At 47.8% G+C, this 18906-nt stretch carries 19 protein-coding genes; 14 read left to right on the top strand and 5 right to left on the bottom strand.

The genetic code is table 11. From position 1 onward, the window contains the following. Positions 1-17: 17 nt before the first annotated feature. Positions 18-650, bottom strand: coding sequence for a hypothetical protein (locus ASG16_RS12800; RefSeq protein ID WP_056491520.1), 633 nt, complete (start codon positions 648-650; stop codon positions 18-20). Between the two features lie 274 nt (positions 651-924). Here ASG16_RS12800 and ASG16_RS12795 point away from each other — a divergent pair, with 274 nt between their 5' ends. The 9 genes from ASG16_RS12795 (at position 925) to ASG16_RS12755 (ending at position 10487) form a co-directional block, all read left to right on the top strand. After that, complete coding sequence (locus ASG16_RS12795; protein WP_056491589.1) at positions 925-1770, top strand: MurR/RpiR family transcriptional regulator; 846 nt, start codon at positions 925-927, stop codon at positions 1768-1770. Positions 1771-1901: 131 nt separating this feature from the next. Further along, positions 1902-3233: an ABC transporter substrate-binding protein gene (locus ASG16_RS12790; RefSeq protein ID WP_056491518.1), complete on the top strand. Its 1332-nt coding sequence runs from the start codon at positions 1902-1904 to the stop codon at positions 3231-3233. Positions 3234-3262: 29 nt separating this feature from the next. Then, entirely contained in the window at positions 3263-4210 is a 948-nt protein-coding gene (locus ASG16_RS12785; protein WP_056491516.1) for a carbohydrate ABC transporter permease, read from the top strand. 17 nt (positions 4211-4227) lie between these two features. Next, positions 4228-5055 carry a carbohydrate ABC transporter permease gene (locus ASG16_RS12780; protein WP_056491514.1) on the top strand — a complete coding sequence of 276 codons (828 nt, stop codon included), beginning with the start codon at positions 4228-4230 and terminating at the stop codon, positions 5053-5055. 23 nt (positions 5056-5078) lie between these two features. Further along, positions 5079-6041, top strand: coding sequence for a GNAT family N-acetyltransferase (locus ASG16_RS12775; protein WP_056491512.1), 963 nt, complete (start codon positions 5079-5081; stop codon positions 6039-6041). Between the two features lie 30 nt (positions 6042-6071). Next, positions 6072-7685 carry a glycoside hydrolase family 3 protein gene (locus ASG16_RS12770; protein WP_056491510.1) on the top strand — a complete coding sequence of 538 codons (1614 nt, stop codon included), beginning with the start codon at positions 6072-6074 and terminating at the stop codon, positions 7683-7685. Positions 7686-7723: 38 nt separating this feature from the next. After that, positions 7724-8638, top strand: coding sequence for an N-acetylmuramic acid 6-phosphate etherase (gene murQ / locus ASG16_RS12765; protein WP_056491508.1), 915 nt, complete (start codon positions 7724-7726; stop codon positions 8636-8638). Between the two features lie 174 nt (positions 8639-8812). Next, positions 8813-9748 carry a cation diffusion facilitator family transporter gene (locus tag ASG16_RS12760; RefSeq protein WP_048034478.1) on the top strand — a complete coding sequence of 312 codons (936 nt, stop codon included), beginning with the start codon at positions 8813-8815 and terminating at the stop codon, positions 9746-9748. A gap of 121 nt (positions 9749-9869) precedes the next feature. Then, positions 9870-10487, top strand: coding sequence for a DUF3267 domain-containing protein (locus ASG16_RS12755; RefSeq protein WP_056491506.1), 618 nt, complete (start codon positions 9870-9872; stop codon positions 10485-10487). On the opposite strand, the gene ASG16_RS12750 is transcribed toward ASG16_RS12755, so the two are convergent. Beyond that, positions 10484-10825 (bottom strand): DoxX family protein, encoded by a 342-nt coding sequence (locus ASG16_RS12750; protein WP_056491503.1) that lies wholly within the window; start codon positions 10823-10825, stop codon positions 10484-10486. The genes ASG16_RS12755 and ASG16_RS12750 overlap by 4 nt on opposite strands. Positions 10826-10934: 109 nt before the next feature. Here ASG16_RS12750 and ASG16_RS12745 point away from each other — a divergent pair, with 109 nt between their 5' ends. Beyond that, positions 10935-11639, top strand: a complete 705-nt coding sequence (locus ASG16_RS12745; RefSeq protein ID WP_082517255.1) for a Crp/Fnr family transcriptional regulator — start codon at positions 10935-10937, stop codon at positions 11637-11639. Positions 11640-11748: 109 nt separating this feature from the next. Here the strand turns inward: ASG16_RS12745 and ASG16_RS12740 are convergent, their stop codons facing one another. Next, positions 11749-12417, bottom strand: a complete 669-nt coding sequence (locus ASG16_RS12740) for a hypothetical protein (RefSeq protein WP_056491501.1) — start codon at positions 12415-12417, stop codon at positions 11749-11751. A gap of 174 nt (positions 12418-12591) precedes the next feature. Next, positions 12592-12786, bottom strand: coding sequence for a YgaP family membrane protein (locus tag ASG16_RS12735; protein WP_056491500.1), 195 nt, complete (start codon positions 12784-12786; stop codon positions 12592-12594). Positions 12787-12944: 158 nt separating this feature from the next. Here ASG16_RS12735 and cuyA point away from each other — a divergent pair, with 158 nt between their 5' ends. After that, a complete protein-coding gene (cuyA, locus tag ASG16_RS12730; protein WP_056491498.1) occupies positions 12945-13943 on the top strand; it encodes a D-cysteate sulfo-lyase in 999 nt (332 codons plus the stop codon). A gap of 62 nt (positions 13944-14005) precedes the next feature. Here the strand turns inward: cuyA and ASG16_RS12725 are convergent, their stop codons facing one another. After that, a complete protein-coding gene (locus ASG16_RS12725) occupies positions 14006-14530 on the bottom strand; it encodes a DinB family protein (protein ID WP_056491496.1) in 525 nt (174 codons plus the stop codon). Between the two features lie 159 nt (positions 14531-14689). Here ASG16_RS12725 and ASG16_RS12720 point away from each other — a divergent pair, with 159 nt between their 5' ends. The 3 genes from ASG16_RS12720 to ASG16_RS12710 all read left to right on the top strand — a co-directional run bounded on the left by ASG16_RS12720 (position 14690) and on the right by ASG16_RS12710 (position 18899). Further along, positions 14690-15988 (top strand): hypothetical protein, encoded by a 1299-nt coding sequence (locus ASG16_RS12720; protein ID WP_056491495.1) that lies wholly within the window; start codon positions 14690-14692, stop codon positions 15986-15988. Between the two features lie 234 nt (positions 15989-16222). Further along, entirely contained in the window at positions 16223-17452 is a 1230-nt protein-coding gene (locus ASG16_RS12715; RefSeq protein WP_056491493.1) for an MFS transporter, read from the top strand. A gap of 25 nt (positions 17453-17477) precedes the next feature. Then, positions 17478-18899, top strand: a complete 1422-nt coding sequence (locus ASG16_RS12710) for a M20 family metallopeptidase (RefSeq protein WP_056491491.1) — start codon at positions 17478-17480, stop codon at positions 18897-18899. Positions 18900-18906: the final 7 nt, after the last annotated feature.

The raw sequence follows: 18906 nt of genomic DNA, 5'->3' as shown, positions 1-18906 counted from the left end.
TCTCTTTTTAATTGGACTCATTCTGTTTTGGGATAGATGTCTTTTTGGATAGCTTTTAATTTTCCGGCACGATCCATGGTTACGTTGATGTAATGATCCGGGGAAGTGTAAATGACGAGAATCTGTGTCTTTTTATCCTGGACAGTAGAGGTCTGGATCTGTGAGAACTTGTATTTTTCTGCCTGTTTTCCAAACAAAAGTTTGAGATGCTCTTTGCCTTTTTTGATCGCTTTCTCATCACCTAAAACTTCTTTCGAAGAGGGAAGTCCGTTTTGGATGGCGACACCGATCAGCTCTCCTGTACTTGCGTTTACATGGACAACTCCAAAGTCTGGGGCAGTACCCTCCGGTGTGCTCGACAAGATTACTTCCAGACGTTCGATAGGACCAGAGGTGGTGACGACGTTCTCTTTTAAGAGCGAGGTGATGTGATAGTTCTTCAGGTCAGGGATAACTTCTTTGACGTGATTCAGAGTCGCTTTTGCTTTTTTATTCAGATCTTTTATGGAAAGCTCTTCTATCTTGCTCGCAGATACAGTTGCTTTCGCTTTGTGGGAAGAGGCTGCTGCGGCTTCGTTTGACAGAACAGGTGTGTTTGGCAAAAGGAGTGTCGCTATCAGGGCGAATGCTAGTGCCTTACGCTTGGTCATTTTTGATCATCCCCATTAATTGTCAATTGGGTGTACATGGATTAATACGGAAAGAGATTCGTAAAAGTAACGGTATAAATTGTGAAATATTTATCACAGGACGAATAAAGGGAGAAAGTGTCGAAAAATAGTTTTGAAATTTTATTTCAAATCTGACAATTCATATTGATATTTTATTTCAAGTGTCTATAATACAAAATATGTAATCATTTACCAAAGTCACACTTGTATGTAAGCGCTTAACAAATTCGCGGACTAAAGGGGTGGTTTCGTGTTGAATGGCGGGTTGCTGCGCATCCGCGAATCGTTGCACAATATCAAGCGTTCTGAACAAAACGCGGCGCATTACATCTTAGCCAATCCGGATGAGGTGATTCGTCTTTCCATCAAGGAGCTCGCGGAAAGAAGCGAATCCAGCCAAGCTGCCATCATACGCATGTGCAAAAGTATCGGTGTAGATGGTTTTCAGGAGTTGAAAATCAGAATAGCGGGTGATCTGCAATCGTCTACCGCTCAGGATGAATACAAAGAGATTCTTCCCGATGCTGATATGTACACCTTGATTGAATCGGTTTCGCTCAACAACATCCTCTCCTTGCGGGAAACGATCAAAATTTTGGATACAGAAGCAGTGGAGAAGGCGATTGGAGAGCTGTTTCGAGCCACTCGGATTGATTTTTACGGAGTGGGTGCTTCGCAATTGGTTGCCCAGGATGCCCAACATAAATTTTTGCGCATCAATAAAATGTGCACCGCCCATTCGGATTCCCACTTGCAGCTTACTTCGGCAGTCACCTTGACGGCTGGTGATGTGGCAGTTGGCATCTCGAATTCGGGGGAAACCTCGCAGATCATAACCACGATGAAACAAGCCCGCAAATCGGGTGCTGTGACCATCGGCATTACCAAATACGGCACGAACTCCTTGGCGGAATGCGTGGATATTCACTTAACCACGTTTTCAACAGAAGCGGATGAACGCAGTGCCGCCACTTCCTCACGAATCGCACAACTCAATGTGATCGACATCTTGTTTAGAGGTGTTGCTGCCAAAAATTACGACGTCTCTGCTGCGTACTTGCGCCAGACGCGTAAAGCTGTTCGGGAGCAATACAAATAAGCAAATCCTCCTGAGAATACACAAACTTCTGCCTTTATCCTTTTTTCCTTACCAGCTTGTAGTACGTTAGGCGTTTCGAAATATCGTTAGCTATGCAAGTTTTTTACTTCATGCAATTGGGGAGGTTTTCCATGAAAAAGAGAAGGTTTCTCTCAGTACTTGGTTTGATTGGCTTAGCCGCGGCATTGCTTATTTCCGGATGTAGCAGCCAGTCCTCCACACAGCAGGGGGACAAAGTCGAATTGTATATGGGCTACAGCTCTGATCCGCCCACGAAGAAAAAGATGGAAGAAATTATTGCAAAATTCGAACAATCACATCCGCACATCAAAATTAAAACGATGACCGCTCCTTATGATGACTTCTATCAAAAGCTGACGACTCAGATCGCGGCCGGGAATGCGCCTGATCTTTGGCAGAGCGACGGGACAAAAGTATTTGGTTACGCCCAACGTGGCGCGATTCTCGACATCACCGACTACGTCACGAAAGAAATTAGCAAAGATGAGCTCAACGGTCTGGAGTTCAACAAAGACTCCGAGGGGAAGTATTGGGGCGTGCCGCAGGGCATCCAGGTCGGAGCCCTTTTCTACAACAAGGATTTGTTCGACAAAGCGGGCGTGCCATATCCTACGGCTGACTGGACCTGGGATGATTTGAAGGCGGCTTCTGTCAAGCTGACCCTCGATGCCAACGGGAAAAATGCAGACGATCCTGCTTTTGATAAAAAATCAGTGAAGCAGTACGGCTTCGCGTTTTTCGGTAGCTCACGCGGTGCGTTTAACATCTTGAAAGCGTATGGGGGCGGGGTACTGGACCCGACGTTGACAAAATCGATTATCAACAGCCCGGAGAACAAAAAAGCGGTCGAGTGGATGGTCGACGGCATGCAGCGAAAGCTATTCCCGAATCCTGCTGATTTGAAGGCGTTCCAAAGCAACTTCAAAGCGTTTTTGAGCGGGGCTGTGGCGATGCAAATCGATATTTACGCAGCAACAACCTCGATGAATGGTGCAGGGTTGAATTACGATGTCGCTCCTATGCCAAAAGGACCGGACGGCAAACGCTTCGCACCCGTAATCGCCAACTCATGGGTCATCAACAAAAAAGCAGAGGAAGAGAAGGTCAAGGCCGCTAAAGAATGGATCACCTACTGGACGACATCAGATGAAGCACAAAAAGAGTGGACAGAAGTAGGGGAAGCCATTCCGGTGAAAAAATCAGTGGCGAATTCCGAAATGTTCCTAAACCCAGCCACGAAGCCGGAAAACAAAAAAGTCTTCCTCGACACCTTGGAGTTCGCGGGCACAATTGATACCAACGCTGTCTTTACCGAGTGGGTGAAGGTGTTCACGGATAATCTGGCGGAGCTGTTTATGGATAAATACGGAACGGATGAATTCATTACGAAAACAGACCAAGGGATTCAAAAAGTTCTGGATGACTTCTTCAAGAAGCAGTAGTCATCTATCAGTGAGGATGTGTGACAACCATGCTAGAGCTGCAAACCAAGCAACAGGCGAAGCCTGCTGTGAAAAAGAGAAAAGGGTTGGATAGCGAGGGGAGATGGGGACTGCTCCTGGTCTCCCCTTATCTCATCCACTTTCTCGTGTTCGTCGTGGGAACATCGGTCGCTTCATTGTACTTCAGCTTTTCGGACTACGATATTTTAAATCCGCCTAAATGGACGGGCTTGGACAACTATGCAAAGCTGTTTGAAGACCCGCTGTTTTATCGCGCGTTATGGAATACGGTCTATTTTACGATCCTGTACGTTCCGGCCAAAACGTTTTTGGCGTTGCTGTTAGCAGTGGCCCTGAATCAAAAGCTGAAGGGCTTGAAATTTTTCAGGATGGTTCACTTTTTGCCTGTTATCTCCTCATGGACGGTGATCGCGTATGTAGCGGACGCGGTATTTAACCAGCGGATCGGTTTTGCCAATGCTTTTCTGTCTAAGCTTGGGCTAGCCCCGCAAAACTGGCTGATTGATGAATTCTGGGTCATCCCAGTCTTGGTTCTCATCGCCATCTGGAAATCAGTCGGCTACATGATGATTATTTTTCTCGCTGGGCTGCAAGGAATTTCTTCTGACATGTACGAGGCAGCCTCGATTGATGGAGCCAACGCTTGGCAAAAGTTTTGGCGGGTGACAGTCCCGATGATTTCCGGCACGACGTTTCTGGTCGTTATCTTGAACACGATTTACTCCTTCCAAAACTTCGAGCAGATTTTTGTCATGACCGGGGGCTCTACGGAGGCAGGCTCGACAGGTGGTGCGAATAACGCCAGCCTCGTCCTGATGCTGTTCATGTTCCGCCAAGCATTCAGCTTTTTCAAAATGGGCTATGCCTCTGCCATCGCGTGGGTGTTGTTCCTCATCCTGCTTGCCATTACGCTCATCCAATTCAAGCTCCAAAAGAAATGGGTTCATTATGATTAAGAGGCAAGGAGGTAGCCATGCAAAAGCGTTTTCCTCTCAATAAAATCGTTGGATACCTGTTTGTCATAGCCAGTACCTTGATTATGCTGGTTCCGTTTTTAACGACCGTGTTTAACTCGCTGAAAACCTACAAGCAGTACATGCAATTTCCGCCAGAATGGCTGCCCAATCCAGCACAGTGGAGCAACTATACAACCGTGTGGGAACAGGCGAATTTTAGCAGCTATACGATCAACAGTCTGATTGTCGCGATTCTCTCGGTTATTGGGGCCCTATTGTCCAGCTCGATGATTGCCTTTGCCTTTGCAAGGCTGCGTTTTCCTTTTCGCGACACGCTGTTCATGATTGTGCTGGGAACGATGATGATTCCGGGGATCGTCACGATTGTCCCACAGTTTATTATCTTTAAAAATTTGGGACTGCTCGACACGTTGGCTCCGCTTTGGATTTTGGAGTGGCTCGGACAGCCGTTTGCCATTTTTTTAATGAGGCAAGCATTTTTGAACATCCCGAAGGATTACGAGGAAGCGGCAAAGCTGGATGGCTGCAATCCGTTCCAGATTTACTGGCGAGTGTTTTTGCCGATGTGCAAGCCCTCCTTGGCAACACTGGCGGTCTTTACGTTTATGGGGAAGTGGAATGAGATTTTGGCGCCAGTCATTTATCTCATTTCGGACGAGAACTTTACGCTGCCGATCGGGATTTTGTCTTTGAGCGGTCAGTACAAGACAGAGGACCAACTGCTGGTAGCAGGGGCCTTGATCAGCTTGATCCCGATTTTGATCGTGTTTTTGTTTGCGGAGAAATATTTTGTGGAAGGCTCCAAAACTTCTGGATTGAAATAGGGCGTAAGGGAGGCTAGCATCCGATGCAATACGTACCTTGGGACGATCAATATGCGGACGCTCTGTGTGAGCTGTGGAATCAGGAGTTGGGTGAGCGCTTTCCCATGCGGCCTGGGCTCATGCGGCAAAACAGCTTCGAGGATCAGAATGTAGTCAAAGCCGGGTCGTGGATTGCGGTAGATGCTGTGACGCAGCGTCCTGTCGGTTTTGTCGTGGCCAAATGCTGGCAGGAAAAGCTCGACATTCAGTTGGGGAAAGGCATTGGCTGGATACAGGTCTTACTCGTTTCTACCTCGCATCGCGGGCAAGGGGTCGGGCGTGAATTGCTGGCAAGGGCAGAAAATGCGTTGCGAGAGCAAGGGGTAGAAAAGGTCTTGCTGGGACGCGATCCGTATCATTATTTCCCGGGCATACCCGATGAATCTGCGGACGTAAAAGCGTGGTTTGAGAGACAAGGGTATCACTCGGAGGATCGGCTGGAGAACGATCTGTTAGGCCAGTATCTCGAACCAGCGGAGCTAGATTTGCCAGAGGTACCAGATGGCCGCTTTCGACTGTTGACGAGGGCGGACCAAGCTGCCTTCTTGGCCTTCCTGCATCGATGCTTTCCCGGGCGCTGGGAGTATGAAGCCATCCACTATTTTCAGCGGGGAGGAACTGGCCGCGAATTCGTCGTGGTGGAGCTGCACGGTGAGATCGTCGGTTTTTGCCGAATCAATGATGCTCATTCTCCGTTTGTTGCCCAAAACGTATACTGGGCACCATTGTTTGCAGATGGGCTGGGCGGCATCGGTCCATTGGGCGTGGATGCGGAGTATAGAGGTCGAGGTTTGGGACTAGCGATTGTAGAGGCGGGCATTGTGGCTTTGCGGAATCGCGGTATTCCAAACATTGTGATCGATTGGACGACGCTGGTCGACTTCTATGCGAGGCTCGGTTATCGCAGTTGGAAGCAGTATGCGAAGTACGGCAAAGCATTCTCATAACAAGAGCAAGTCGGTAGGGAGGTGGATTCCATGCAAGCCGAACATATGACAGTGGAACAGAAGGTCGGGCAACTGCTGATGATCGGTTACCCTACGCTGGATATTCCCGAAGAAATGGAAGCGTGGATCAAACAAAAACAGATTGGCAATGTGATTCTTTTTAGCCGCAATATCGGGACACCGGAGGAGACCTATCAGCGCGTACAGAAGCTCCAGAGCTGGGCGTATGAGTCTTGGCATCCCTATCCGCTGTTAATCGGGACCGACCAGGAAAATGGCGTGGTTTCCCGTTTGCAAAAAGGGGCGACGCGCTTTCCCGGCGCGATGGCTTTGGGTGCGACAGGCAATCTCGATCAAGCCAAGCGCATCTACCAGGCAACAGGTGAGGAGCTGCGTGCAGCAGGGATTTCAGTCAATTTTGCCCCGACGGTCGATGTGAACAACAATGCGGACAATCCGGTCATTGGGGTGCGGTCTTTTGGAGAAGCGCCAGAGCAGGTGGCGCGGTTTGGTGAGTCCGCTATTCAAGGCTTGCTCGCGAGCGGTGTCATTCCCTCTATCAAGCACTTCCCTGGTCATGGCGATACGAGCACTGATTCTCATGAAGCCGTTCCTGTGCTTGGGCATGATCGGACGCGACTGGATCAGGTCGAGTTGGTTCCATTCCAACGCAGTATCGCGGCAGGAGTCCCCATGGTGATGGTTGGACATATCAGTTTGCCGAGTATCGATGAGTCGGGTTCTCCTGCTACGTATTCCAAGGAGATCGTGACGGGAATTTTGCGTGAGTCGCTCGGCTTTGATGGGGTAGCCATAACGGATTGTATGGAGATGGCTGCCATTGCGGGTACCATCGGGGTTCCGGAAGCGGCGGTGCGTTGTGTGCAGGCTGGGATCGATCTGGTTCTGGTTTCCCACACGCATGAAGTTCAGCAAAAAACGTATGAACGCCTCGTTGCGGCCGTTCATTCGGGGGAGCTGTCAGATGAGCGGGTCAACGAAGCGGTAAATCGCGTGCTTCAATTAAAGATACGATTTCTTTCCTGGGAGCATTGCTTGCGAGCAAAAGGCCCTTCTTTTGACCGTGTCCAACATGCAGACATGGCGAAAAGTGCCCTCGCCCAAGCCATAACCTTGGTGAAAAATGAACATCAGGTGCTTCCTTTACAGAAAAGCACGCAACCGCTCGGGGTGATTTTTCCGGGGATGGCCAACCTCACTTTGGCAGAGGATGGGCAAGCAGCTTCTGGCGATTTGGTCGCACCATTGAGAAAATATCGAGAAGTTGAATACCATATGATGTCGACACTCAACCCGACAGAGGATGAAGTGGATCTTGTGGAGAATGGGATGGCATCCTTGGAGCAAATCGTCGTTTTTACGTACAATGCCCATATCTTTAAAGGCCAATCGGTGCTGGTGAATCGGCTCGTTCAACAGGGGAAAAAGGTCGTGGCTGTCGCCCTGCGAAACCCGTATGATCTTCTGGTAATGCCAGAGGTCGATGCGTTTCTCGCCGTTTACGACCATACGTACCATGCCATCGAGCTTGTGGCAGACATTTTGTTCGGGGAACGAAAGGCCGCTGGACATCTTCCGGTTAGCCTGTTTCCATCGGAGAAAAAGCAGCATGGTGTGGGGTAGAAAGAGAAGATGAGAGTAGATGGGTGGGAGGTAACTGGATGAAGTTTCACCTGCGTGATTTAACGACAGAAACAAGAAATCGGAAAACAGAAGAGCTGGATAAATTCTCTACGATAGAAATTGTCCAGATTATGAATGAAGAGGATAAAACAGTTGCGTTTGCCGTTGAAAAGGAGCTGGCTTCGATTGCAGCGGCCGTTGATTTGGTCGCAGAATGTCTGGAAAACGGCGGAAGGCTCTTTTACTTTGGAGCGGGCACGAGTGGGAGATTGGGCTTGCTCGATGCTGCTGAATGCCCCCCAACCTTTGGGACGGACCCCTCATTGGTGCAGGGAATCATAGCAGGCGGGGAAAAAGCGATCGTCAAGGCAGTCGAAGGAGCCGAAGACGTGGAGCAGAACGGCAGAGAAGATGTGATTGCCTATGGCGTAAAGGCAGGGGATGCCGTGGTAGGAATTGCGGCGAGTGGTCGGACGCCCTATGTCATCGGAGCATTGGCGGAAGCAAGAAGGCAGCAGGCAAAAGTCATTTCGTTATCCTGCAACCAGGTGGCGCAAATCAGTCAAGGTGTGGATGTAGCGATTAATGTGGTAGTAGGGCCAGAGGTGGTGACCGGATCGACGCGCTTAAAAGCAGCGACGGCGCAGAAGATGGTTCTCAATATGATTACGACCGGATGCATGGTACGGTTGGGGAAAGTGTACAAAAATTTGATGGTCAATGTGCAGGTAACCAATGAGAAACTGAAGGAACGGGCAAAACAAATCGTGGCAGAAGCGACCCATGTCTCTACCGATGAGGCAGACGTACTGTTGCACAAGGCAGACGGTGACGCAAAACTGGCGATCGTGATGCAAAAGACCGGGTTGCCAGCAGAAGACGCAAGCCGGTTGCTCACCCAGTACAAGGGGAATATTCGACGAATTTTGGAAGGGAATCACAATCAGGAATGATCAGCCTAATCCTTTTGGATGAGGCTTTTTTTGTCTTGGTACGAGATGACTGGTAATGAAAATCACTTGTATGATCCATAAAATGTTCATTTGAATATTGTCGTAAAAGAGGATATGATTACATTAATTCTTACATTATAATTTTTATAATTTAAATGGACAGAGGTGATACGTATGAAAAAGGGTGATTTTCACCATCTTGATCATGTGAAAGAACAGCAAACATCGAAGAAAACATTGTGGATTACGCTCCTATTGACGTTGTTTTTTACGATCGTGGAGGTTGTGGGAGGCTTGATGTCCAATTCACTCGCGCTCCTGTCCGACTCCGCCCATATGATTTCTGACGTCTTTGCTTTAGGGTTGAGTATGACCGCTATTTATATGGCGACACGTAAGCCGACTAAGAAGTACACGTTCGGATTTCTCCGTTTTGAAATTATTGCTTCGTTCTTGAATGGCTTGGCTCTTGCCGTGATTTCGATCGGGATTGTCATTGAAGGGATCAAACGGATGATTAATCCGCAAGACGTTGATTTGCAGTTGATGCTGACCATTGCATCCATCGGTTTGGTTGTAAACATCGTGCTGACCATCGTACTTTCCCGCAGTATGAAGGAAGAAGACAACCTCAATGTAAAAAGCGCGTTATGGCACTTTATTGGAGATTTGCTCAGCTCCGTTGGTGTGATTACGTCGGCAATTCTCATTTACATGACCGGCTACTACCTGTTCGACCCGTTGATCAGCTTGGTGATTGGGGGAATTATTTTTACAGGTGGTGCCAAAATTATTCGCGAATCGCTGCTTGTGTTGATGGAATCTGTTCCAGAGCAGTTTGATCTCGATCAAATCCGTCAGGACCTCAGTGAAGTAGAGGGCGTGGAGGATGTTCATGAGCTGCACCTGTGGGCGGTATCCACGGAACATTACTCCCTGACAGCACATGTGTTCGTTCGTGAAGGAATCCAACCGTATTGTGTCATTCTGGCGATTAATCACATTTTACAAACGAAGTACGGAATTGACCATTCGACGATTCAGATCGAGCACCCGACGATTCTGGATCACGGGGAATATGGCAAGCAATTTTTGCTTAAGCAAGCATAATTGAGCATGAGAAAAAGGCTAGTCTCCAAGGAAGCTCAGGAGATAGCTTTTTTATTTACTTACCCTCGAAGAAACTGAACACATAGAATGAACGTCTTACTAGAAAGGAAGGAGGTTTTTTATGAGAATCACAGCCAAACTGCCCCAGTATCATGAACATGTACATATCGAATTGATGAAAAAGGAATGGGTTCCACTGAAAGAACCACAGAGTTTGGGCAAGGCCACTCTTTTATCGATTCCTTTCATGCTGATCAATGCACTCATTGCCTTTGGGATCATCCATATTTTTTCGCCAATATCCCTTCAAGAATTTGGACTGACATCTGGCTCTCTATCCATAACCATTGACTTCAGTGTGATTTTCTTCTTACTTGCCTTGGTCATTTTTCATGAATGCTTGCATTTGATTTTTATCCCCAATTTCATCAGATCAGAAAAAACATGGATGGGGCTTACCTTGTTTGGAGGGTTTGTCGCAACGGAAGAAAAGATTCCAAAATCAAGATACATACTGATTACCATCTCCCCATTCATTATCCTTTCGGTTTTGCTGCCATTTCTTCTAGGTTTTTTGGGGCTGTTCACTACCGTATTAAAATTTTTGGTTTTGATAAACGCAATCGCTTCATCCGTCGATATGCTGACTCTTTTCCTGGTAATGAAGCAAGTTCCGAAACAGGCAATCTTGATCAGTAACGGACAAAAGACGTATTGGAAAGCGCCTGAAAACGATTAAATCCAAAGGAGAAGCAACGAACAAATAAGCACAAATACCGCATTTATCGCCATGACGGGCTTATGTTTTGCCCGAAAAAGATGGGCATGGATAGCTCCAAGCATGAGGATGGCGAACAGGATGCAAGCGAGTGTTAATCCTCCAGGAATCCAACAGGAGCTAATCACGCCGATAACTCCGACCAGCTCAAGTGAGGCAATCACGTCCATGAACCAAAGTGGGTACCCATATTCCTTCCAGTGCTGAAGCATAGATGTTGCGCGTGAAAACTTCATTAACACAGAGATGGAAAACATCAAAGCCAAAATCAGTGAAAGAATCATGATGAATGTGTTCAACGGTTTACACTCCTTTGTTCATTCGAAATCCATTCCTTAACGAGGAGTATAATGGGAGTGATCCATACAATATGTAGTCCAGCCTACAGTGAGCAGGAGGAAGTGCACGGTGATCGAAAAGGAGAAGTTTTTATCCCGCATCAATTTGTTTCAGTCGTTAAGTGAAGCGGAGCTAGCCCAATTGGAACCAGCGACTCCTATGGAAGTGGTCAAAAAAGGAACGATGATTTCCTCCCCTCACCTGGAGCAGAAAAGGCTATTTTTGATCAAGGCCGGGAAGGTTCGCTTATACAAGCTTTCGGCTGACGGCAAAGAGCTAACGATTGATTTGCTCGGCACAGGCCATGTGTTTGGCGAGATCGGCTCGTTTACGATTAGTTCAACCAATATGTACGCCGAGGCGTGGGAAGATTCGGTGATTTGTTCGATTGATAAAGGACAATTTGAAGAGCTGATGCTAGAGAAGCCGAGGCTTGCCTTGCATTTTATCGAGATTGTCTCGAATCGTTTGCAAGAGGTAGAAGAAATGATGGAGCTCATGGCGTATGGAAGTGTGCGACAACGTCTTCTGTATTTGCTTGGCAGGCTGTGCGAAAAATACGGGGGAGAGCGCCAAGCTGACGCACCAGAATGGATAGAGCTGGCAGTGAACCTGACACATCAGGAGCTGGCTAGCATGATGGGATGTATTCGTGAAACGGTGACGGAGACGCTTCACGAGCTAACAGCGGAAGGTGTTGTGAAGAAGGCGGGACTGCGTAAGCCGTTATGGCTGCATCAGGAACGTTTGAGAGAAGCATTGGAGAGAGTGTAGTTGCTATCGAGGATGGAAATAGAGCCAACCAGTAAAAATCCCGTTGCCCTATCAAAAGGGGACGGGATTTTTGGTATGGCCAGAAATGATAGTGCTCGATATTATCTTTTTAATCCGAAACAACGATCTCAACTGCTTCGGACACTTCATCGTATTTGTTCTTGGCAGTGATATTGATTGTAAATTTACCGGCTTTTTCAGCTTTGAAGAGGATGACTTTCTTGTTTTCATTGCCGAACCGCTTCGTGTAAAGCTCAGTAACCTGTGTACTGTAAGAGAATTGGGGAGTGGATTTTGAACTGTATGTGATGAGAATAGGCACTTCTTTGCCTTTTTTGACATGGATGGTGTTCGGTGTGACATTCAAGGTGATTTTATTTGGGTCTTTGATCGAAAGAGTTGCAATGAGTTCTATTTTCTTTTCTCCTTCAAGGCTCTTGAGAGTGGCTTGGTAAGCGAGCAAGTAGATACCTTGAGAGGTAGGCTTCAAGTAACCTGTGGTTGTATAGGTAGCTTTGGTTTTGCTATGGGTAGTTCGGACACTGGTGATCTTATCCTTGTCATTGCCACCAATTGTTTTCAGCAAAAACTTGGCATCGGTAATCTGCCCGGCTGTTTTTGTTTCTACAGATAGCTTAATCGATTCACCAGCATTGTAAGTTTCCTTTAATCCTACAAACTTCGCCTCGTAAGCGGCAGGATTTGGAGCAGCAAAAGCACCGCTTGACATGGTTAACACCATGGCTAAAGCGATGGCAATTCGCAGGAGTGTTTTCATAGATTTCCCTCCACGATTGAAATTGGTTTACAGTCTGCCGATTATATTATCCCTATTATTCCTGATATTTACAATTGGAAAATGTTTAAATTTTCGACAAAAATTTTAAAAAAAAGAACGCCCCAATAAAGAGGCGCTCTTAGCTCAAGCTATTCAACTTTCGTGACATGTGAATTACGACTTAACCTTGCAGGAATTCATTCCGAAAAGGCGGTAAAGAAAGCATTGTTGAGTCAGTGCAGTATAGAGTAAGGGAACGCCAATGAATGAGAGGTACTGCAAACCTCCTTCTAGAAAAAAGAACAAGGAGAGAAACGCTAACCCAGCAACGACACGAAAAATTTGATCAAATGTACCTACGTTTTTCATAATCAGCCTCCCGATTACTGTGGTTTACGAGACCTATTGTATCGGGCAATCTTATATTTGCCTGTAACAAAGTCACATAATGCGAAGGAATTTGTACACCGCAAAGCGTATGAATACCAAATCACACTTCAAACCTCAAATCGAAGGGAACGAAGGGCATGAACTATATCCGTTACCAGCGTAAAATTTATACACACGGACATACACCAATCGAAAGGCTGGAGCGACTGTCCAAGGAGTTGGGAGGACCGAGTATTTCTATCAAGCGAGACGACTTGCTTGGCTTGACAGCAGGGGGAAACAAGACGCGAAAGCTGGAGTATTTGGTGGCGGAGGCAATCGAGCAAGGGGCAGACACGTTGATTACATGTGGAGCTGTCCAATCCAATCACTGCCGGTTGACTCTGGCGGCGGCAGTTCGCGAAGGGCTGCACTGCCAGCTCGTGCTGTCCGCGCCTGAGACGGGGGAGTACCATTCGCAAGCGAGCGGCAATCATCTGTTGTTCCATCTGCTGGGGGCAGAAAAAATGGAGGTCATTCCCGCAGAGGCAGATTTGCTAGTAGCTATGGAAGAGCTGGCTGAAAGTCTGAGAAAACAAGGCAGGAAACCATATCTGATCCCTGTCGGAGGCTCCAACGAAGTCGGGTCTTTGGGATACATGGCGTGTGCGGAAGAAATCGAGCAGCAGGCTTGGGAAACGACGACTCCGTATGATTATGTCGTGACGGCAACGGGAAGTGGCGGTACGCAAGCCGGTCTGCTTGCCGGTTTTATGGCGCGTCAGTCTAACACAAAAGTAATCGGGATCAATGTCAGCCGCGATCGGGCTGCACAAGAAGCAAAAGTGATGGGGTTGCTGCGCAGTACGGCTGCACTGATCGGTTTGCAAGGGGACATACGAGCAGAAGCTGTGCTTTGCGACGACAGATTTGTCGGGCCAGGCTATGCGATTCCGACGGAGGGTATGATCGAAGCCGTTCAGCTCCTCGCTCGGACAGAAGGGATTTTGCTAGATCCTGTCTATACCGGAAAGGCGATGGCAGGGTTGATCGGCTTAATTCGCGAAGGGCATTTTAACAAGAGTGATCACGTATTGTTCCTGCATACGGGTGGCTCCCCAGCGCTGTATACGGTTCCACAGTTGTTTTTACCGTAAAAAAGACAGGCAGTGGCAGCGATGACGTACTTCTGCGTTCAGAGCTGCCACTGCCTGTTCGGTTATTTGTTCAGGATACCTAAATATTCACTCCATGGCCCTACATCAACTGTGTACCTTTTGGCCATGACCCGTACAATTTGCGCCGTATGCGTTAAATCATGGACGACCCACGTAGAGAGCAATTCTCGTACCTTCACGACCCCAAAAGCGGGATGGAGTCCGGTTAATTCCAGATGATTCTCCGGTTCCACGAGCGTTCGCAGCTTGGCTATGTTTTGGGCACGAATTGTTTTGAATGCCAGCAGCTTTTGCTCGAACGATCTTTCTGACGTCTCCTGTAAGTGAGCGAAGCGATCAAAGGGAGGAAACGGTTTACTCTCTCCCTCTTGAAGAATGACCTCCAGACGCGGGATCCAATTCGTTTTCTCCGCCTCCAAGAGGTGTTCGATCACTTCGGTGGCATGCCAGGTGCCATCGCCTTCGTTGTGCAGCAACCACCCATCCGCTAAACCCGTTAACAGGGATTCCAAAGCTTGTGGCGTACGCTCTAGAACCTCAATCGCTTCTTCCAGATTAAAATTCATGGTACGACTCCTTTCGGTATGGAATCCGGAGTTATTCGTCTTTCACCAACGTCATCCCTTCCTATTTGTTTGGAGAAGGGTGGATTTGTTTGCGTGAATACGTATAGAATGGTCGTAAGTAAGGCTCGTCTAAATAGAAACGCAGAGGTTGATAGATGGATGTTTAAAATCGGCGTGGTGGGTCCCAAGCAATCGGTAGAAAGGATTCTTGCGGTTGCAAAGGAATTCGAGGAAGGAATGAATTTTGTTCCGTATCCGTATACAGAGACAAAAGAGACAGAAAAAATCGTCTTGGAAAATGACCAGTACGTGGATCACTGGCTTTTTTCCGGACCGATTCCGTACTTGATTGCCAGGCAAGCATTGGATGATGACAAGCGGATGGAGCATATATACCCGACGGAGTCCAGCATCTATAAAGGCTTTTTGGAAATGGTCTACACCCATCGGAAATTAATCGATCGCGTCAGCATCGATATGCTTTTATCCACCAAATTTATGGAAGACTCCTTGCACAGCATCAACATCTCTGTTAGCGATATGTATATGAAGACGTTCGAAGCTACGATCGATCCGCAGGAGCTGCTGGATTTTCATCTTGCGCTATGGAAGGAGAAAAAGACAGACGCTGCCATGACCTGCTATCCGACCGTTTATCAAGCGCTAGTAGAGGCAGGTATCCCAGCCTATTGGATCTCACCAAGCCATATGGAGATCCAGCAAACGGTACGCGTGTTTGTCGAGAAAGTGCGGACGTCGTATTTCAAGGATACACAGATCGGAATCGAGATGATTGAGGTCGAGCAATTTGACAGAATCAAGGAGGGCGCAAAGACCCCGTATCATTTGCAATATTTGGAGCTGCGTATAAAGCAAGCCTTGATCAAGCTGTGTGAGCAAGTAGACGGATCACTTCTGGAGCAGGGGAATGGCCGATATGTCATCTTCAGCACACGCGGGACGATTCACAGGGAGATTCCTACCTTGCAAAACACCGTGGAGTTTTTGGCAAAAGAAGCAGATACGACGGTCGCTGTCGGAATCGGTTTTGGAGAGACGGCTTTTGCAGCAGAGATGAATGCCCATCGTGCGCTTCGCCAATCGAAGGAAAAAGCAGCGCGAGATATTGTCATGATTCAGGATGACGGAACGATTGTGGAGTGGGTCGGTCAGGAAGAAGAGCTCATCTACTCGTATCGTGCCGACGATGATGAGGTTTTGGAAAAGCTGAAAAAGGGGAACATCAGCGTCAAAAGCTATAAAAAGCTCGATGCCTTGCTGCAAAAAATGGGTTGGACCGATTTCACGACAAAGGATCTGGCCAAATATTTGCAAATGAGCGAGCGAAATGCACAGCGAATCGTCGCGGATTTGTGCGCTGTTGAGCTGGCGGAAAGCTCAGGGGAGGAATCGCAATCAACGCGAGGAAGACCCATCAAGCGATACCGACTTTTGTAAGCACCCTGTTACGGGTGCTTTTTTCATGGCAGAGAAATCGAAATGTAAAAAAAATCGTTGCCAATAGTCTCAACATTTTGTAATGTATATATAACGACATGTCGTAATATATGCGGTAAATAAGAAAGCTGGACCATATTTGCGCGGAGCGTCAGTCATCGAACGAGATGAATGCGCTTTCGCCAAAATGAAAGACTAGCTTAGTCATGCATCTAGAAGGAGGTATCCACACATATGGTATCAGCACGCACGAGAAACTGGATTTTAGCGCTTCTGTTTTTGGGCTGGGCATTAGGGAACCTGGATCGATACGTCATGAACTATGCCATTTTATCGATCACAGAAGACTTGCAGCTTAGTGCTTCATCCACGGGATTATTGCTCAGTAGTTTTTTTGCTGGTTATGCACTCATGCAAATGCCTGGAGGCTGGCTGGCAGACCGATTTGGTGCCAGAAAAGTACTCATCGCTTCTGTTGTCATGTGGTCCATTTTTACGGGGCTGACCGGAGCCGCTTGGTCGATGGCTTCCATGATTCTCATCCGTTTTCTGTTCGGGATCGGTGAAGGTGGTTTCCAACCAGCCAGCTCGAAGATTATCGCTACCATCTATCCAGTTAAGGAACGCTCGCGAGCCATGTCCGTGATGCTCTCCTCTAGTGCCATTGTTGGGCTTTTCTCTCCGATTTTATCCGTTTGGATGATTCAAACCATGGGCTGGCGAACCATGTTCGTCGCCATTGGAGCGATTGGCGCCATCATTGCTTTCCTGTTCTGGCGCTATATTAAACTTCCACAAACAGATTCTGCAACAAATACAACTGGCTCCGATCAACCAAAAAGCTCAGTGGCTATGCTGTTTAAAACACCGTTGCTTTGGAGTCTGTTAATCGCTTATTTTAGCATTTATGCAGTAAACTGGGGCCTCGTAACCTGGATGCCAACTTACTTGAGCAAGGTACGCGGACTGGATATGATTTCACTCGGCTGGCTGCAAACGATTCCAGGCTTCGCGACGTTGGTTGGTATCTATGTGAGTGGCTATGTACTGGACAAGCTGCCTAAAGGTCGCGAAAAAATCATTGGTAGTTTCTCCTGTGTGGTAGTCGCGGTCCTCCTGTACTTCATGTTTACTGCATCGAGCGTAACGATGTTTATTACGTACCAAGCAATTGTGTCGCTGTTCCTTTCCTTTGTGATCATCCTGTTGCCGTCTGTTGTCCTGAAAAATCTTCCGGCTGCCGTAGCGGGAACAGGGATGGGTATCGTGAATACAGGTGGACAGCTAGCTGGCTTTATCACGCCAATGGCGATTGGTTTTATCGTTGAAGCGTTTAACGGCTCATTTGATGCAGCGTTCTGGATGCTGATCGGCTTCGCGGTTATCTGCATCGGCGCACTATTATCGTTGAACTATGAAAAAGGCGAGCTGTTGAAGCAAAACGCCGACAGTGCATCCGCCTGAACATCGAGAGAAAGGAGCGTATGAAATGAACAGAATCGAAATCATTTCTGCGTTAATTGAACAAAAAAGAGACGCGTTTATTCGCGTTAGCGATAAAATTTGGGAAACACCAGAAATTTACTTCGAGGAGCATCGTTCTGCCGAGTATTTGTATCAAGCTTTGGCAGCAGAGGGCTTTGAAGTGGAGAAAGGAATCGCTGGACTGGGTACTGGTTTTGTTGCCAGTTTCGGAAGCGGCAAGCCCGTCGTAGCCATCCTGGGCGAGTATGATGCGCTGGCAGGTTTAAGTCAGAAAAAAGGCGCGATCAACCATGATCCGATTGTGACTGACGGTCATGGCCATGGATGTGGACATAATCTCTTAGGTGCCGGAGCATTGGCAGCAGCGGTTGGCATCAAGGATTACATGGAGCAAACCGGTTTACAAGGTACTGTTCGTTACTATGGGTGCCCAGCAGAAGAAGCAGGCTCTGGAAAAGCGTATTTGGCAAGAGCCGGCGTATTTGCTGACGTAGATTTTGCACTCTCCTGGCACCCTGCGACAGCGCCAAGCATCATGAACATCAGCTCGCTCGCGAATTACTCTGTTCGCTTTCAATTTCACGGAAAAAGCGCTCATGCAGCCGCCGCTCCGCATTTGGGACGCAGTGCCCTGGATGCCGTAGAACTGATGAACGTAGGCGTGAACTACATGAGAGAGCATATGATTCCGGAAGCACGGGTTCACTACGCGATTACGAATACAGGCGGTATTTCTCCAAACGTCGTCCAGCCGTATGCAGAGGTCGTGTACTTGATTCGCGCTCCAAAAAAGCAGCAAGTGAAGGAACTGTATGAAAGAGTCTACGACATCGCACGGGGAGCCGCCTTGATGACGGGAACCACTATGGAAGCTGTGTTTGAGGGGACAGCTTCTGATCTTGTGCCGAATACGGTATTAGCGAAGCTCATGCACAAAAATCTGGTTGAAGTCGGCGTGCCTACGTACGATGAAGCAGACCAGCAATATGCCAAACAAATTCAGGCAACGTTAACAGCAGAGGATATGAGAGCTTCGTTGTTCGGGTTGGATCGTGAAACAGCGAAGCAACTGAAGGACAAAGCGATTGCGGATGTGATCGGGCCACTGTCAACGCACGAGTTTACGCTTGCTGGGTCTACGGATGTGGGAGATGTGAGCTGGCAAGTTCCAACGATGCAATGCATGACGACATGCTGGGCACTGGGTACGCCTTTCCATACGTGGCAGGTCGTCTCGCAAGGGGCCATGCCTATCGCACACAAGGGGATGCTGCAAGCAGGTAAAGTCATGGCTGCTACAGCGATCGAGGCGATGGAAAACCCTGCGTTGATCCAACAGGCAAAAGCCGAATTGCAGGAACGTTTGGAAGGAGAAGAATATTTCTCGCTCATTCCTGACGATGTTCAACCACCTCAGAAAGTGTAAATCGACG

It is taken from the genome of Brevibacillus sp. Leaf182, from assembly GCF_001423865.2.
Taxonomy (GTDB): Bacteria; Bacillota; Bacilli; order Brevibacillales; family Brevibacillaceae; genus Brevibacillus; species Brevibacillus brevis_C.
The sequence above is the reverse complement of the archived record's forward strand: the minus strand, read 5'-3'. Positions and strand labels throughout refer to the sequence as shown.

What these genes read in the sequence shown, in the direction of transcription:
- ASG16_RS12780 (WP_056491514.1), top strand. Translation starts at nt 4,228, where the DNA reads ATGCAAAAGCGTTTTCCTCTCAATAAAATCGTTGGATACCTGTTTGTC.
- ASG16_RS12725 (WP_056491496.1), bottom strand. Translation starts at nt 14,530, where the DNA reads ATGAATTTTAATCTGGAAGAAGCGATTGAGGTTCTAGAGCGTACGCCA.
- ASG16_RS12800 (WP_056491520.1), bottom strand. Translation starts at nt 650, where the DNA reads ATGACCAAGCGTAAGGCACTAGCATTCGCCCTGATAGCGACACTCCTT.
- ASG16_RS12715 (WP_056491493.1), top strand. Translation starts at nt 16,223, where the DNA reads ATGGTATCAGCACGCACGAGAAACTGGATTTTAGCGCTTCTGTTTTTG.
- ASG16_RS12785 (WP_056491516.1), top strand. Translation starts at nt 3,263, where the DNA reads ATGCTAGAGCTGCAAACCAAGCAACAGGCGAAGCCTGCTGTGAAAAAG.
- ASG16_RS12760 (WP_048034478.1), top strand. Translation starts at nt 8,813, where the DNA reads ATGAAAAAGGGTGATTTTCACCATCTTGATCATGTGAAAGAACAGCAA.
- ASG16_RS12755 (WP_056491506.1), top strand. Translation starts at nt 9,870, where the DNA reads ATGAGAATCACAGCCAAACTGCCCCAGTATCATGAACATGTACATATC.
- ASG16_RS12770 (WP_056491510.1), top strand. Translation starts at nt 6,072, where the DNA reads ATGCAAGCCGAACATATGACAGTGGAACAGAAGGTCGGGCAACTGCTG.
- ASG16_RS12710 (WP_056491491.1), top strand. Translation starts at nt 17,478, where the DNA reads ATGAACAGAATCGAAATCATTTCTGCGTTAATTGAACAAAAAAGAGAC.
- murQ (WP_056491508.1), top strand. Translation starts at nt 7,724, where the DNA reads ATGAAGTTTCACCTGCGTGATTTAACGACAGAAACAAGAAATCGGAAA.
- cuyA (WP_056491498.1), top strand. Translation starts at nt 12,945, where the DNA reads ATGAACTATATCCGTTACCAGCGTAAAATTTATACACACGGACATACA.
- ASG16_RS12790 (WP_056491518.1), top strand. Translation starts at nt 1,902, where the DNA reads ATGAAAAAGAGAAGGTTTCTCTCAGTACTTGGTTTGATTGGCTTAGCC.
- ASG16_RS12775 (WP_056491512.1), top strand. Translation starts at nt 5,079, where the DNA reads ATGCAATACGTACCTTGGGACGATCAATATGCGGACGCTCTGTGTGAG.
- ASG16_RS12735 (WP_056491500.1), bottom strand. Translation starts at nt 12,786, where the DNA reads ATGAAAAACGTAGGTACATTTGATCAAATTTTTCGTGTCGTTGCTGGG.
- ASG16_RS12720 (WP_056491495.1), top strand. Translation starts at nt 14,690, where the DNA reads ATGTTTAAAATCGGCGTGGTGGGTCCCAAGCAATCGGTAGAAAGGATT.
- ASG16_RS12740 (WP_056491501.1), bottom strand. Translation starts at nt 12,417, where the DNA reads ATGAAAACACTCCTGCGAATTGCCATCGCTTTAGCCATGGTGTTAACC.